This is a genomic window from Imperialibacter sp., assembly GCF_048007035.1.
Lineage (GTDB): Bacteria > Bacteroidota > Bacteroidia > Cytophagales > Cyclobacteriaceae > Imperialibacter.
Window position 1 is genome coordinate 2,359,668 of record NZ_CP180355.1, and the last position, 14,699, is coordinate 2,374,366.

Here is a 14,699-nt window from a genome sequence, read left to right on the forward strand (position 1 = left end):
TTAAAATATCTTTGTCAGATTCAGGCTGAAGCCTGGCAGCACCATTTCGCCATCAAGAGCCTTGTTGAATGGAGTTTCAATCATTCCTTCAGAGCGATAAATGTATGTCATCCTCTTTGCGGAGTCGATCAACCAGCCAAGGCGACAACCATTGCTTTGATACTCTTCCATTTTCTTGTGTAGCTCGGAAAGCCGATCAGAAGGAGACATCAGTTCAATGATAAAATCGGGGCAAATTGGCGGAAACCTTTCTTGCTCTGCAAGTGAAAGTGCCTCCCATCTGGCTTTTGCAACCCATGATGCATCGGGGGATCGAATTGCTTCGTTTGGCAGCGTGAATCCGGTAGACGAGTCAAACGTATATCCAAGGTTGGTTTGCTCATTCCACGCATCAAGCCTCGCACCAATGCGCATTCCCTTATTACCAATTAAGCCCCCGCTTGGTGTAATAATGATAATTCTTTTATCAAAAGTTCGCTCAAACTTCAAGTCTCTGTTTTGCTGGCAAAACAGATAAAACTCCTCCTCAGTAAAGGAGTCAAGTACTTTATCCGGAAATTTGAGTTCGAAAGAGTCCATTTCTTGCCTTTTACTCAAAGATAGTAAATCTACAGATATGCTTGTAGAAGCATCAGGGAGTCGTACAGATTGTAATGCCAGCAAAAGGACTGCTGCCAGGTGCCCCTGGGATATATTCAATGCGAAGGTTGAGCCCACGCCAAATGAGCAACAGGCCCAGACAGGCTATAAAAATGGGAGCCAGCCTTTTTATGTTCAGCCAGCTGAGGTGATTGGCAAACGTGCTGCCATAAGAAATGGCCAACAACATGGGCCAGGTGCCCAGACCAAAGAAGATCATGTATAGGCTACTTTGAAAATAGTCAGCCATGGAGAGTGAACCGGCTATGGCAATGTAGACCATGCCGCAAGGCAAAAGGCCGTTCAATCCGCCGAGCCAAAGTTGGCGAAACGGGCTATGGGAGGCCACAGCTCTACCCATCCATTTTCTTACACCGCCTGACAGCCATCCACTGGTTTTTGTACTAAGGTAGTGACTGTGAAACCGGGAAGAAATCAGGGGAAATATCACTGACGCAAGCAGCCCAACGCCTAGCAGGAGAGAAAACCACTTTTGTAAACCTGCAAGCTGAGCGGCAAAGCCAAGACCACCCAGGATAAGGCCCAACGAAGCGTAGGTAAGTATTCTACCCGTGTGGTAGGTGATTTTTCCATAGCCGCTACCTCCTTTGTGAAGGGCAAAAACAAGCGGGCCACACATGCCTGCACAGTGTAGGCTGCCAAATAGTCCAAGCACAAAAGCTGACCAGAGCGGCATATCAGATTACTATGGTTTTTTCTTCAAAGAAAGTCTGCCCCCCCTGCTGCCAGGAAATTTTCATTTTCCAAAGTCCCTTCTTTAGCTGAGAAGTGTCCATTTGAAAACTTCCTGTATCGTCCAGCTTCAGCAAAAACTTCTTATCGAGTTTGGCATCAGATGGACGAAACATAACGACTTCGCCAGTCAACGCAGCTCCTTGTTCGCCGAACGAAAGCTCCAGACGGTTCTTCCCCGGAATTCGGTTTACCTCAACTTTAGCTGATGATTCCTGCGCATTAGAAATATCGTCGATCCTTGTTTGGTATTTGATTTCCTGCTGGTAGTAGTCTGCTGAAACCAGCGACAAATCCTGCCGCACACAAACCACCACAAGGCTGATAATAAGTCCGGCAAATAGCACAAAGGCTACTGTAATCCAGCTCCCGAAGTTCATGGTTTTTTCTGTTTAAAGGGTCCAAGAAAGTTCGTCTTTATTTCGTCAAGCAACTCCCCATCTCTATAAAGCTGCACCACCAATTTATTGCTGGTTTCGGTCACGTTCTCTCGTGGCAGGTCAATAAAGTAAACGGACTCCAGGTTGCTGGCTGCCGGTATCACCAGGCCTTCGCCCCCCACCCGGTCAATCGTGCCTCCGTTGGCGTCTTTCAGCTTCACTTCTATGTGAATATCCTCATAGGTTTTGTTCACAAACTGAATATTGTAAAGATTGGAGATCATTCCGTTTTCCTTCTCCTGATACAGCATTCCCGGAACACGCAGCATGGTAGCTTCCACGTCTGTTCGGGTGGTAAGCAGAAAGGCCAATAGCCCCAAAATTCCCACAAGAACTGCTGTGTAGGCAGCTATCCTGGTGTTGAAGGAAAACTTCTTCCCCTCACTGACCATGCTGTGACTGTAGTAACCAATGAGGCCTGTTGGGCGATCAACCTTCGTCATTACCTCATCGCATGCGTCTATGCAGGCTGTGCAGTTGACGCACTCCAGCTGGGTGCCGTTTCTGATGTCGATTCCGGTTGGGCACACATGTACACAAAGCTTACAATCGATGCAATCACCCTTAGGTGGTTCGGCTTTTGCTCCAGCTACTTCTTTCTTTATTTTTCCTCTGGGTTCGCCCCGCAACCAGTTGTAGGCCACAACGATTGACTCTTTGTCGAGAAGCACACCCTGCAAACGGCCATAAGGACAAACAGCGATACAAGCCTGCTCTCTAAAATAGGCAAAAACCCAAAAGAAGATCCCTGTAAAAGCAATAAGCCCAATGAAACCCGCCATGTGTGCTGTGGGCGGCTGCGATACAATGGTAACCACCTCGTCAATCCCAATCAGATAGGCCATAAGGGTATGGGCGATAAGCGCCGAAATCCCCAAAAATATGGAAAGCTTGAGGCCCTTCTTCCAAATCTTCTCAAAATTCCATTCTTGTCTGGCCAGTTTACGCTGCTGATTAGCATCTCCCTCAATCCAGTACTCAATTTTGCGAAAGACCATCTCCATGAAGATAGTCTGAGGGCACATCCAGCCACACCAAATACGGCCGAATACTACGGTAAAAAGAATCACAAACACAAAGAAGGCGATCATGCCTATTCCGAAAATGATGAAATCCTGAGGCCAGAATACCGTGCCGAATAGAATAAACTTGCGCTCGAAAATATTAAAAAGGAACATTGGGTGCCCCTTCCAGGAAAGGAAGGGGGCACCAAATAATAAACCTAACAAAAGCACTGTTACTGCTATCCTGTAAGTGTGATACCTCCCTTTGGGCTTTTTGGGATTAATCCACACTCGCTTGCCCTGTTCGTCTACAGTGGCAATCGTGTCACGGTACAGTTCATCATATTCATATAAATCTTCCATCGCTTTTTTGGGGTACTTACGTCTTGGCTCTAGTTTCCAGATTCCTGGCCTGCGGCTCCCGGCTCATAAGGATCTCCCTGGGGTTCTTTGGGGCTTGCGGGCGTGGTGCCCTGCATAGTCAGGATGTAACTCGCCACATCTCTGATGTCTGTTGGTTTCAAAGTAGCCTGCCAGGCGATCATACCCTTCTGCGGCACACCGTATTTGATGGTTTTGAATACATCGCCAATTGATCCCCCATGAATCCAGTAAACATCGGTCAGGTTCGGCCCAACACCGCCGCCGCCGTCAGCAGCGTGGCACACGGCGCAACTCTTGTCGAAGATGTCTTTTCCATTGGCAAGTTCAGCTTCAACAGCCGTTGCTTCAACGCTGTTCTCATCCAGCTCGTTTACGGCAAGTAGCTTTCTGGCCTCAGCCTCCTCACTGGCCACCGCTAATTCGTTTTGATATTCCTCCTCCTGAAGTGGAAGTGTATCGAAAACATGGTAGGCGAGCATATAAACCACTGCAAAAACTATAGACAAATAAAACATGTACTTCCACCAGGGTGGCAGGTGATTGTCGAGCTCTCTGATGCCATCGTAGTTATGATCGAGTAATACGGCGTCCTCTTTTTCCAGTGGCACTGCATCTGTCATTGTTTGATTGAACCTTGCCCAGAAGCCGGGGCCCTCTTCATACGTTAAACCCTGGTCGGCTAACTCGCTCACTTTCTCTTTCCTTATCATCACTTTGATAATGGTGAGCGTATAGAGCGCCACAATCAGTACAAGGACAGCCACAATGACCACAAGCGCCATGGCAGTGTAGAGCAACAATTCAGGGCTATCGGAGGTGGCTGATGAAGCACTTGCATCCTGGCCAAAGCCCACCGCAGGCATCAGCAATCCAAAAAGCGTTAACCACGTTTTCGGCTTTTTCTTTAGTAAGGCCAAAAGTCTATTTAAGTGTGTCATGATTCAACTGGTTAGGTGTGGAACTTTGATCGCTATCCATAGGGAGGTGGCTCATTTCATCGATATAGTCTTTGTCTGCCAACCAGACCCAAAGCAATAGCCCGACAAAGAAGGCGAAAAAGATGGCCAGTGAAACAAGCGGCCAAATCTCTATGCCAGTGATTGATCTTAATACTTCCTTATACATGGCTAGTTTCCTCCTTCTTGGGTTGACGATACATTTTGATTGGCAACTCCCTTCACTTTGATGTCGGTGCCCAGGCGTTGCAAATAGGCGATGAGTGCAATGATCTCTGCCTCCGGAGCGATTTCTATGCCATCCTTTTTCAGGTTTGTGGCTATCAATGCAGCTTGCTTACTCATCAAGGCGTTGGCCTGATCCTCAAAACCTTCCTCGTAAGGCACCCCTACATGGCGCAATGCACTGATCATAGCCGGAGTTAAGTCGGCATCTACCTGTTGCTCAAACAACCACGGATAGGGAGGCATTATCGAGCCAGGCGACATAGACGTGGGGTCAAGCATATGGTTGAAATGCCATGAATCGGGGTACTTGGCGCCTACCCGGTGCAAATCGGGCCCGGTACGTTTCGAACCCCACAGGAATGGATGGTCGTAGACAAACTCTCCCGCCTTAGAATACTCTCCGTAGCGCTCCGTTTCATCCCTGAATGGGCGCACCATTTGAGAATGACAGGTATTGCAGCCCTCCCGGATATAGATATCTCTGCCGTGCAATTCCAGTGGTGTGTAAGGCTTCACGTTGGTGATAGTGGGCACATTGGATTTGATGAGAAATGCTGGTACAAACTCGATCACCCCGCCGATTAAAATGGCAACAAGTGCCAGGCTGGTGAAAATAATCGGCTTGCGCTCCAGCACTGCGTGCCAATGCCCTCCAACAATTTCCCTCTTTTCAAGCGCTGGCGCTTCCGCTGGTTCGTTGGCAATCAACTTACCTGCATAGGCTGTTTTCACAAGGTTATAAGCCATTACCAGCACTCCGATGATGTAAAGCAAGCCACCAACAGCCCTCAACATGTACATGGGCACAATCTGAGTGACAGTTTCAAGGAAGTTAGGATATTGCAAGAAACCATCTTCTGTGAATTGTTTCCACATCAAACTTTGGGTGATACCGGCCCAATAGAGCGGCAAAGCATAGAAAATGATACCAAGGGTGCCAATCCAGAAATGGAAATTGGCAAGCTTGGCTGAGAAAAGTTTTGTGCCATAAATCCGTGGGATCATCCAGTAGAGCATGCCGAAAGTCAGGAAGCCATTCCATCCCAGACCACCAATGTGCACGTGGGCGATGATCCAGTCCGTGAAGTGAGCAATGGCATTCACATTTTTCAGTGAAAGCATAGGTCCTTCGAACGTGGACATACCATAGGCAGTCACAGCTACCACCATAAATTTCAATACTGCATCTTCACGCACCCTGTCCCAGGCACCACGAAGCGTCAGCAGGCCGTTGAGCATACCACCCCACGAAGGAGCCAGGAGCATGATGGAGAAAACTACGCCCAGAGACTGCGCCCAGTTAGGAAGGGAGGTATAAAGCAGGTGGTGAGGGCCCGCCCAGATGTAAATAAATATCAATGACCAGAAGTGGATAATAGAAAGCTTGTAAGAGTAAACTGGTCGGTTAGCTGCCTTGGGAAGGTAATAGTACATCAAGCCAAGGAAGGGGGTGGTAAGGAAGAAAGCCACGGCGTTGTGGCCATACCACCACTGAACCAGTGCATCCTGCACACCAGCAAAGGCTGAATAGCTTTTGAACAGGCTTACCGGCCATGCAAACGAGTTGAAAATGTGAAGCACAGCAACGGTGACGAATGTGGCAATGTAAAACCAGATGGCCACATACATGTGCCGCTCCCTCCTCTTGAGGATAGTACCTATCATATTGATGCCAAACACAACCCAGATAAGTGCGATGGCAATATCAATAGGCCATTCCAACTCAGCGTACTCCTTGGAAGAGGTGAAACCGAGCGGCAATGTGATGGCGGCAGCAACAATAATAAGCTGCCAGCCCCAGAAATGAATCCAGCTCAATGCATCGCTGAACATCCTGGTTTTCAATAAACGCTGCATTGAATAGTACACCCCGGCAAACATAGCGTTGCCCACAAATGCAAAAATCACCGCATTGGTGTGCAGCGGCCTGATTCTGCCAAAAGTGGTGTACTGCAAATCAAAATTGAATACCGGGTAAAAAAGCTGAATGGCTGCAGTAAGACCTACCAGCATACCCACGATACCAAAGACAACTGTGGCAATAGCAAAGTACTTTACTATCTTGTTGTCGTAGCTAAATTTTTCTAATTCCATATTTATAGAGGGTTAGCAAATGGAAACAGAGACAAAGCTATTTGCCATGCGCCGGGGGATGAATGACTATTCTTCCCGGCAAAACTGATATTTGTCATAATTGCCCGTGAGTAAATAAGACTTGGGCCAATAGGTGTATTGAAAAACAGAAATGTTTACATTACGTTAAACCACTACCCTACTTGACGAACTGGTTGAAAATGATAAAGAGAAAAGCTTTTTCTCGTATCCTGTGTGTTTGCTTACTACTTGTTCTTTCGGCCCAGACCCATGCTCAATTTTTGGGCTTTCGAATGAGCACAGGTGCCAAGGTGATTGAATTCCCGTTCGAGCGATATAATAACCTGATTATCATCCCGGTGACTATCAATGGCAGGATTACCGTCAAGTTCATCCTCGATAGCGGTGTTCAAAACTGTATCCTCACAGAGCCTCTTGTTGCCTCTCTCCTCAACCTTACTTACGACCGCACCATCACCTTTACAGCACCCGGGCAGGCGGATAGCATTTTGGCTCACGTGGCAAAAAATGTGCAGCTCAAGCTTCCTGGCATTGAAGGACAAGGCATCTCCATGTTGGTGCTTGATCAGGACTACCTCAACCTAAGCAATCAGCTTGGCACTGAGGTGTTCGGTATCATAGGATATGAGCTGTTCAGCCGTTTTATCATCGAAGTCAATTATGATAAAAAGGTGGTAAAATTCTACGAGCCTAATTTTTTCAACCCGAAAAAATACTATGAGAAAGTACCACTCATTGTCCGAGGCACCAAGCCGTATATGGCTGCCGAAATCACTCAAAAAAACGGAACCAAAATGAACGTGGCACTGATGGTAGATAGCGGTGCCAGTCATGCAATTTTGCTTGATCAAAGCACCAGTCAGCTGATTCATATCCCGGAAAAGAGACTTGAGGCGAGCCTGGGGAAAGGCCTTGGCGGTGATATTGAAGGCGTAGTGGCCAGGGTCGACAAGGTGAAGATTGGTAAATACAGCTTTGATCAGGTGATCGCTTCCTACCCGAATGAAGGTTCGTATGGCCTTGTTCCGGAGGAAGCTGAGCGAAGAAATGGCACCGTAGGAGGTGAAATCCTCAGCAGGTTCAATCACATTTACGACTACTTCAGCCAAACACTTTATCTCTCAAAAAGCGTTGAGTACCAAAAGAAGTTTGAGTACGATATGAGCGGGCTGGAAGTGGTGGCACATGGCACAGAGCTCAATCGCATCAGGGTCGTTAATGTGAGGGAAAACTCGCCAGCGAAAAGAGCAGGTGTGATGGAAGGGGATATTATCAAAACGGTGAACGGCCTGACCATAACTAACACAAGCCTCAACTTTCTTACTACCCTTATGCGGCTTAAAAAAGGGAAAAAAGTTACGCTAAGATTACTACGAAACGCAGAAGAGGTAAAGGTCACTTTCCGCCTGGAACGAATGATCTAGAAAAGAAAGTCCCTATACACCGCCGTGATGAAGGCTCTGCTGTTTTCGTATGCATCAGCAAAAGCAGACTCGTCAGTAAATTCACTTTCTACCACTTTGTTCCTGTCGAAGTCGAAGGCAAAATAGCCATTGGCGTCAACCCACCCATAGCCATTGTGGTGTTCATACATGGCAAAGCCCTCCGACCCTTTGTTGAGCAAATCTTTACTGAATCGATAACCTGAAACCTCCCGACCCATTTGACTTAATAGCGTTTTGGCTAGGTCGTATTGAGCACCTATTTTATCCACTTTGGCTCCCCGAAACTCCTCTTTGATCACTCCTCCCCACCAAATCATAGGAATGTGGTACATCTTGTCATTGTAAGGAAACGGATTGTATTCATTGGTGCGGCCATGGTCTGCTATCATCACAAACAGGGTGTTGTCGTAAATGGCCGAGTGTCTCACCTTTTCAAAAAACCTACCCAAATGCTCGTCGGCATAGGCCACTGTGGCTGCATAGGCCGCCCACTCCCCGCCGGTTGGCCAGTCGGTCAGTCCGGGTATGTCGTAAGGTGAATGACTGCTTAGTGTAAAAAGTGAATAGAAGAAAGGCTTGTCTCCTTTGCCCGCTCGCTCCAACTGATCGTAAAAATAAGGCAGGGTCGCTTCATCGTGTGCCCCCAGTCGGCCCCGGGGCTGCAGACTGCTAAGTGAGTCTTCGTCGAACAACTTTTTAAACCCGGCATTCACCAAATACCCGCCTATATTTCCAAAATCGAGGTCGCCGCCGTAGTGGTATTCCGAATTATAGTCACCGAGGCTCCGGGGCAAAGAAGGCAGGCTGCGTATTTTCTCATCCTGCTGATTGATGGGGCTGCGAGGCAAGGCCGGGTAACCGCTAAAAATGGATGCGTTCCCTTTTTGCGAAGTCCATGACGCAGCATATACCCGCTCAAAAAGGATGCCTTCACCGGCCACTTTCGAGACACTGGGAGCGCCCACTCCCCCGAGCGCCTCCACCATTTGGGCCGACCAGCTTTCGAGCACTATAAACACAATATTGAAGGTGTCCTTTTGAACCACCTTTGTAGTCAGGCTATCGTGGTCACTCAATAGCATTCTTGTTATATCCTCCGCCTTCTCTTGCGGATATTTGCCAAAGAACTGATCAAGATTGCCTTTGCGGTAGCGCAACCATTTATCTCCAAAGTTCCAGATGGTGTTAACCGAGGCATCGTTGACAATATGATAGTTAGAAAAATAGCCATTGGATATGCCTAACGGATATCTTCCCAGGCCTCCTCGTATAGCCACAATGAGCAGAAAGACATAAAAAAGCAGCGCTGGAAGGCCAATGGCAAAACGCCGGAACCAGGAACTCGGAACAGCTACGGGAGTTGCTCTCTTCAAAAGTTTGCAGTACAGCAGCCAGACAACAAACCCCAATGCCAGCACCATCAGAGCAAACTCAACCATGTAAGCTGGAGTCGCTGTGCGAACCACCTCGGTAGGGTGGGCAAGGTGCACAAAGACCCGTGAAGAAAGCTTCGACTTCCACTCCTGGTAGGTAACAGTTTCACCTACATGAATAAGAATCGTTAGGGCTGCAAATACCAGAATTAACACGGTGATGACTTTGGTCAGCACGGTTCTCACCCGCTGATGCCCGACAAAGAGAAACCCCAGGCTTAGCAAAAAGGGGATAACGGTAAAATAAGCAGCCGCCGAAAGATCAAGCCTGAAGGGCATATAAAAGGCCCTGAGCGTTTCCTGGAATCCAGCTTCGCCCAACAGCTCCGGAAAATAGAAGACAACGAATAGCAACCGCTCGAAAAAGAAGAGGATGAAGAAAAATCCCAGCACTCTGAGAACAAAGGCTCCAATGTTCAGAAAACTCTTAACCGGGGTACTCCCCTCAGGTGAAAACAACATTTATCCGTCTGCTAAAGTGTCTATCGTTAACCTCTTGGTTGCGCAAAGGTAACTTTTAGTTAACGATTACCTTACGGCTATTTTTCGGTTTTGTTCTCGTCTTTTTTGACGTTGTCGTCGAACAGCATTCTCACAGATGGCCCGTAGGTGTCTTCGTACTGGCCGCTTTTCATTGCCCAAAGAAATGCGACAAGAAAAACGATCGCCACAACTACACTGATGCTGATAAGAAGGATAATAATTTTCATCTGTTACGTAAGTTTAAGGCGACCTGCTACCAATCGAACTAATACAGTGCTGAGTGCCACTATGCTGATGCTGCTAACAGGCATGAGAATGGCCGCTAGCAGGGGGGTGAGCATGCCTGTCATGGCAAAACTCAAACCCACAATATTGTAGGCAAATGATACCCCAAAGCAAATAAAAATAATTTGCCTGGCTCGCCTGGCAAACAGCAGAAACGTCGGAAGTTTTTCGAAGCTTCCGGCATCCAAAATAGCATCGCTGGCTGGAGAAAAGCTGGCCACATCCTCGCTGATGGCCATGCCCACATCGGCCTGCTGAAGGGCACCGGCATCATTCAGGCCATCGCCCAGCATCATTACTTTTTCACCACTGGCCTGACAAGTAGCCACATATTCCAGCTTCATTTCCGGCGTCTGATTGAAATACATGGGCGTTTCCTCGGGAAAAACCTCCTTCATCAACGTCTGTTCAGTGGATCTGTCGCCGGAAAGCAGCGTAGTTTTGAAACTGGCTGCCAGCTTTTGTATTACTTGCTTCAGCCCTCCCCTCGTTTTTGTGCGAATGGAAAAGTGACCCCGGGTAATTCCATCAATAGCCAAATAAACAACATTACCTTCTGTGATCGATACCCGGGCCTCCTCAAAGCAAAATGATGGAGACCCTATGCGATACACCTTTCCGTTGACGGCCGCTTCAATACCCTTGTTTTCAATTTCCTTAAACTTATCAACCGGCAGCTTTTGAGCAAAGCGTTGCGAAAGGTGCTCGTGCAGTTTACGGCTTAACGGGTGGGTGGAGTGACTGGTCACTGAAAAAATGGCTTGAAGTTCGTCGTCCGAGTAGCGACCTCCCAACGTTACATCCCCATCCTTTGCATAGGTAAGCGTGCCCGTTTTGTCAAAAACCAGGCGATTGATGGTCGCCATTTTCTCAATGATGTGCGTGTTTTTTAAATAGAGTCCAGCTTTGCCCATCATCACCATAGCATTGCCCAGGGTAAATGGTGTGGCCAGCGCCAGTGCACAGGGGCAGGCAACAATAAGCACCGCTGTAAAAGCATTTACCGCCAGCGTGGGCGATTGCTGCCACCAAAAAATAAACGCTCCGGTGGCCAGCACCATGACAGCCATAGTAAAATACCTGGCGATTACATTGATCAGCTGCTGGTACTGTTCCTCATTTTCCTTTACAAAGGAGCTATGGTTCCAAAGCTGGGTAAGGTAGCTCTGAGACACGTCCTTTTCTATCAGTACCTTAACAGAAGCGCCCTGCTGGCGGCCGCCAGCATACAGCAAGTCATTCTGTATCCTGTTTACGGGATCACTTTCGCCGGTAACGAAGCTGTAGTCTACCGAGGCCGAAGGGCTGATGAGAATGCCATCAGCTGGTATCAGCTCTTTGTTTCTAATCAGCAAAATATCGCCTTTCTTAATGTCAGAAACGGGGATGTTTCTGGTTGCACCGTCAACCCACTTGAGCACCGCCAGGGGGAAATAGGAGGTGTAATTCCGCTCAAATGAAAGGTGGTCGTAGCTCTTGCTCTGGAACCACTTGCCAATAAGCAAGAAGAACAGCAGGCCCGCAAGCGAATCGAAATACCCAGCCTCTCCTCCTAAAAACACCTCATAGGTGCTCCGCAGAAAAAGGGCAGCAATACCAAGAGAAATTGGTACGTCGATGTTCACAAACTTCTTTCGCAGGCTCTTAAAAGCAGACACAAAATAGTCCTGCGCAGAATAGAACACGACAGGAAGTGCCAATAGGAAGTTCAGGTAGCCAACAAATTGCTTGAGATAACCCTCGTCGCCATCGAAGCCGAGGTATTCAGGAAAGCTGAGCAACATAGTATTGCCAAAGCAGAAACCCGCTACACCGAGTTGGGCGTAGAGTTTCCGGTTGGGTGAGGAAGTTTTCTTCTGTTCTTTTGCTTCGTCTTCGAGTGTAATGAGCGGCGCATAGCCAATAGAAGCCAGTAACTCTACGATTTTTCTAAGGCTTACATTATCCTGCTGAAAGGCTATCGTAAGCTCCTTTTTCACAAAGTTGACCCTGGAACTGATCACCGAACTCTCTAACCTTGGAAGGTTTTCCAGTAGCCAAAGGCAGGAGCTGCAGTGAATAGCGGGAATATAAAAGGTCACTTTTGTGGTCTTGCCGTCAGTGAAGTCGATCAGTTTTTTACTGATTGCCTCCTCGTCAAGAAATTCGTAGGCCTCACTGGATTTTGGCTGCTTCAGGCTCATGCCGGGAGTTTGCTCCAGTTCGTAGTAGTCGCAAAGGCCATTGTCCTGTAGCAGCTCGTAAACCGTTTTGCAGCCCTCACAGCAAAAGTGCTTTTCGTGGGCCAAAATAGGCTCAAAGAGGCACTCATCACCACAGTGATAGCAATAAGTTTTCTCTGCAACAGGCTTCTTTGGGAGGGTTGTCTGCATGTTCCAAAATTCGTGGACAATACAGTGAAAGGTTATGATATTGCCTTTATTATCCACTGATTTTTGTCAGTCTGCAACAAAGACGAAAACAAAAAGTGCTGCCAGCTCATTTTAACCTATATTTCTTATTCATGAGAGACGTAATAATTATCGGAGGTGGGTTAGCAGGACTGGTCAACAGCATTTTGCTGGCCAAGACAGGGCTTGACGTGCTCCTGATAGAGAAAAAAAGCTACCCCTTTCACAAGGTCTGTGGAGAATACATTTCGAATGAGGTGGTGCCTTTTTTGCGACGCAACGGGCTCTATCCCGATGATTTCGAACCAGCCTCCATCAAACAATTCAGCCTGTCGGCCATCTCTGGCAAGCAGGCCTCAGTGTCCCTTTCTATGGGTGGCTTCGGCATCAGCCGGTTCCAGTTCGATCAGTTCCTTTATGAGAAAGCCGTTGAAAGCGGTGTAGAGTTTGCACTCAATCAATCTGTTGACGACGTATCGAGAGAGGGCCAGGGCTTTGTGGTAAGTTATGGCAACGGCCAATCAACCAGCAGCAGGTTGGTGATTGGGGCGCACGGCAAAAGATCCAAAATTGACAAGCAGCTCAGCAGGCCTTTTATGGAAAAAAGGTCGCCCTTTGTTGGTGTGAAGTACCACGTGAAAACCGATTTCCCAAATGATTTGATAGCCCTTCACAATTTTCCGGGCGGATATTGCGGCATTAGTAAGGTTGAAAGCGATACTTACAATATTTGCTACCTGAGCCGCACCGAAAACCTGAAAGCCTTTGGAAGTATCGCAGAGATGGAAAAGGCAGTACTCCACCAAAACCCAAGGTTAAAGAGCATTTTCGAAAATTCCGACTTCCTGTTCGATGCCCCCGAGGTGATCAACGAAATCTCTTTTGAGAAAAAGGAGACTACCAGCAATGGCATCCACATGTCGGGCGATTCGGCTGGACTGATCACTCCCTTGTGTGGCAACGGTATGGCTATGGCCATTCATTCCGCTAAAATTTTGGCAGAAATAATTACTTCCCACCGCCGGAATAATGCCTTTGACCTGGCGGCCATTGAAAAAGAGTATGCTCAGAAGTGGAGGCAGCAATTTGCCCGCCGCCTCTGGGTAGGCCGACAGTCACAAAATCTTTTCGGCACTCATTTTACCTCCAATATTGGAGTGGGGCTGGTGGGTGGCTTGCCATTTTTAGCCAAACGCATTATCGCTCAAACACATGGCCGACCTTTCTAGGTAAACAGCCAAAGCCAGGAAAAAAACAGGTTGAGACAGATGGCAGAATACAAGTTCAGCCGCATGGTATTTCTAAAGTTTGCCTGCTTTCCATCGTTTCGCACCATGGCATACCACCAGAGAAAATAAGCGAGCACCGGCGCCATAGCTATTAAAAAAGCCAATGCGGTGGTCATTCCGTAGCTCGTCAAAAAATAGTAGAAAAAACCGCCGCTTGCCGCAGTGAAACAGACGGCTGTAAAATGAAAAGTGCCCAAAACACCAAGTTTGCGGCTCAGCGTCTCATCTCCTCTTCTTCCGTCCTCCTCATGTTGATATACCTGGGTCATGGGGTAAGAGCCCCAAAGCAAGGCAGAGGATAAAAAAGCTGGCACGAAATATTTGGCGTTCAGAAATACCTCAGGAGAAAAGTCTTCAAGCCCTATCACTACCAGCATAAACGTGAAATACCCTTGAAAAAAGCCAGCCACAAGCCAGCCAAGCAATGGCTTCTTTTTCCAACGGGTAAGCGGATGGCTATAGGCTTTCGACGCCAGTCCATAGCCAAAAAGCATCAGTGCAAATACCCAATTAATCATGAACCCAGCAACAAGGGCTACGGCATCGAAGATCAGCGACGTCCAGTAAAGTTCTTCGGATACTTTTGGTGGATGCTCCAAACCACCAATGCTTTCTTCATCTTTATCAAAATATGAGTTAAAGCCATTGCTGGCAGGGTAAAGGAAAAGGTGAAGTATTAAGAAAATAAGCCCGGTCAATAAAAGGCTATCAGGCTTTACTGTCGCACAGGCAAACACGAATACCGGCAATAAGTAGAAGGAAAAGGGTATACGAAGATGAAGCCAGGTAGCCTTTTGTAACATATAATAGCCAAGTGTTTGAACAAGTAAGGCTAAATTTAGCTTATTATACCAT

General features: G+C 47.6%; 13 protein-coding genes. 2 read left to right on the forward strand and 11 right to left on the reverse strand.

The window, feature by feature from the left end; genetic code table 11:
- Genes ACMVP2_RS10290 through ccoN form a run of 7 tightly spaced genes read right to left on the reverse strand, consistent with a single transcriptional unit; the run spans position 1 to position 6,498 of the window.
- Entirely contained in the window at positions 1-579 is a 579-nt protein-coding gene (locus ACMVP2_RS10290; protein ID WP_416867633.1) for a Uma2 family endonuclease, read from the reverse strand.
- 52 nt (positions 580-631) lie between these two features.
- Positions 632-1,336, reverse strand: coding sequence for a sulfite exporter TauE/SafE family protein (locus tag ACMVP2_RS10295; RefSeq protein ID WP_416867634.1), 705 nt, complete (start codon positions 1,334-1,336; stop codon positions 632-634).
- Position 1,337: 1 nt separating this feature from the next.
- Positions 1,338-1,772: a FixH family protein gene (locus tag ACMVP2_RS10300; protein WP_416867635.1), complete on the reverse strand. Its 435-nt coding sequence runs from the start codon at positions 1,770-1,772 to the stop codon at positions 1,338-1,340.
- Positions 1,769-3,199, reverse strand: coding sequence for a cytochrome c oxidase accessory protein CcoG (ccoG, locus tag ACMVP2_RS10305; protein WP_416867636.1), 1,431 nt, complete (start codon positions 3,197-3,199; stop codon positions 1,769-1,771). Before ccoG ends, ACMVP2_RS10300 begins: the two co-directional genes overlap by 4 nt.
- Positions 3,200-3,228: 29 nt before the next feature.
- Complete coding sequence (locus tag ACMVP2_RS10310) at positions 3,229-4,158, reverse strand: cbb3-type cytochrome c oxidase N-terminal domain-containing protein (protein ID WP_416867637.1); 930 nt, start codon at positions 4,156-4,158, stop codon at positions 3,229-3,231.
- The gene (locus tag ACMVP2_RS10315; RefSeq protein WP_152001526.1) at positions 4,142-4,345 is read right to left on the reverse strand and encodes a hypothetical protein; all 204 of its coding nucleotides are present in this window, start codon (positions 4,343-4,345) and stop codon (positions 4,142-4,144) included. The genes ACMVP2_RS10310 and ACMVP2_RS10315 overlap by 17 nt, the downstream gene beginning before the upstream one ends.
- Before the next feature lie 2 nt (positions 4,346-4,347).
- Positions 4,348-6,498 carry a cytochrome-c oxidase, cbb3-type subunit I gene (ccoN, locus tag ACMVP2_RS10320; protein ID WP_416867638.1) on the reverse strand — a complete coding sequence of 717 codons (2,151 nt, stop codon included), beginning with the start codon at positions 6,496-6,498 and terminating at the stop codon, positions 4,348-4,350.
- Positions 6,499-6,791: 293 nt separating this feature from the next.
- On the opposite strand from ccoN, the gene ACMVP2_RS10325 reads away from it, so the two are divergent.
- A complete protein-coding gene (locus ACMVP2_RS10325) occupies positions 6,792-7,943 on the forward strand; it encodes an aspartyl protease family protein (protein WP_416867639.1) in 1,152 nt (383 codons plus the stop codon).
- Here the strand turns inward: ACMVP2_RS10325 and ACMVP2_RS10330 are convergent.
- The 3 genes from ACMVP2_RS10330 to ACMVP2_RS10340 all read right to left on the reverse strand — a co-directional run bounded on the left by ACMVP2_RS10330 (position 7,940) and on the right by ACMVP2_RS10340 (position 12,537).
- Complete coding sequence (locus ACMVP2_RS10330) at positions 7,940-9,859, reverse strand: LTA synthase family protein (RefSeq protein ID WP_416867640.1); 1,920 nt, start codon at positions 9,857-9,859, stop codon at positions 7,940-7,942. The genes ACMVP2_RS10325 and ACMVP2_RS10330 overlap by 4 nt on opposite strands.
- Before the next feature lie 77 nt (positions 9,860-9,936).
- The gene (ccoS, locus tag ACMVP2_RS10335; protein WP_339785728.1) at positions 9,937-10,107 is read right to left on the reverse strand and encodes a cbb3-type cytochrome oxidase assembly protein CcoS; all 171 of its coding nucleotides are present in this window, start codon (positions 10,105-10,107) and stop codon (positions 9,937-9,939) included.
- 3 nt (positions 10,108-10,110) lie between these two features.
- Positions 10,111-12,537: a heavy metal translocating P-type ATPase gene (locus ACMVP2_RS10340; RefSeq protein ID WP_416867641.1), complete on the reverse strand. Its 2,427-nt coding sequence runs from the start codon at positions 12,535-12,537 to the stop codon at positions 10,111-10,113.
- Between the two features lie 131 nt (positions 12,538-12,668).
- On the opposite strand from ACMVP2_RS10340, the gene ACMVP2_RS10345 reads away from it, so the two are divergent.
- Positions 12,669-13,784: an NAD(P)/FAD-dependent oxidoreductase gene (locus ACMVP2_RS10345; protein WP_416867642.1), complete on the forward strand. Its 1,116-nt coding sequence runs from the start codon at positions 12,669-12,671 to the stop codon at positions 13,782-13,784.
- Here ACMVP2_RS10345 and ACMVP2_RS10350 read toward each other — a convergent pair.
- A complete protein-coding gene (locus ACMVP2_RS10350; protein ID WP_416867643.1) occupies positions 13,781-14,647 on the reverse strand; it encodes a UbiA family prenyltransferase in 867 nt (288 codons plus the stop codon). The two genes, ACMVP2_RS10345 and ACMVP2_RS10350, sit on opposite strands and share 4 nt — an antisense overlap.
- Positions 14,648-14,699: the final 52 nt, after the last annotated feature.

Bases quoted from the DNA above. Each gene is read 5' to 3' on its own strand.
- ACMVP2_RS10300 (WP_416867635.1), bottom strand. From the start codon at position 1,772: ATGAACTTCGGGAGCTGGATTACAGTAGCCTTTGTGCTATTTGCCGGA.
- ccoS (WP_339785728.1), bottom strand. From the start codon at position 10,107: ATGAAAATTATTATCCTTCTTATCAGCATCAGTGTAGTTGTGGCGATC.
- ccoG (WP_416867636.1), bottom strand. From the start codon at position 3,199: ATGGAAGATTTATATGAATATGATGAACTGTACCGTGACACGATTGCC.
- ACMVP2_RS10340 (WP_416867641.1), bottom strand. From the start codon at position 12,537: ATGCAGACAACCCTCCCAAAGAAGCCTGTTGCAGAGAAAACTTATTGC.
- ccoN (WP_416867638.1), bottom strand. From the start codon at position 6,498: ATGGAATTAGAAAAATTTAGCTACGACAACAAGATAGTAAAGTACTTT.
- ACMVP2_RS10350 (WP_416867643.1), bottom strand. From the start codon at position 14,647: ATGTTACAAAAGGCTACCTGGCTTCATCTTCGTATACCCTTTTCCTTC.
- ACMVP2_RS10315 (WP_152001526.1), bottom strand. From the start codon at position 4,345: ATGTATAAGGAAGTATTAAGATCAATCACTGGCATAGAGATTTGGCCG.
- ACMVP2_RS10330 (WP_416867640.1), bottom strand. From the start codon at position 9,859: ATGTTGTTTTCACCTGAGGGGAGTACCCCGGTTAAGAGTTTTCTGAAC.
- ACMVP2_RS10310 (WP_416867637.1), bottom strand. From the start codon at position 4,158: ATGACACACTTAAATAGACTTTTGGCCTTACTAAAGAAAAAGCCGAAA.
- ACMVP2_RS10345 (WP_416867642.1), top strand. From the start codon at position 12,669: ATGAGAGACGTAATAATTATCGGAGGTGGGTTAGCAGGACTGGTCAAC.
- ACMVP2_RS10295 (WP_416867634.1), bottom strand. From the start codon at position 1,336: ATGCCGCTCTGGTCAGCTTTTGTGCTTGGACTATTTGGCAGCCTACAC.
- ACMVP2_RS10290 (WP_416867633.1), bottom strand. From the start codon at position 579: ATGGACTCTTTCGAACTCAAATTTCCGGATAAAGTACTTGACTCCTTT.
- ACMVP2_RS10325 (WP_416867639.1), top strand. From the start codon at position 6,792: ATGAGCACAGGTGCCAAGGTGATTGAATTCCCGTTCGAGCGATATAAT.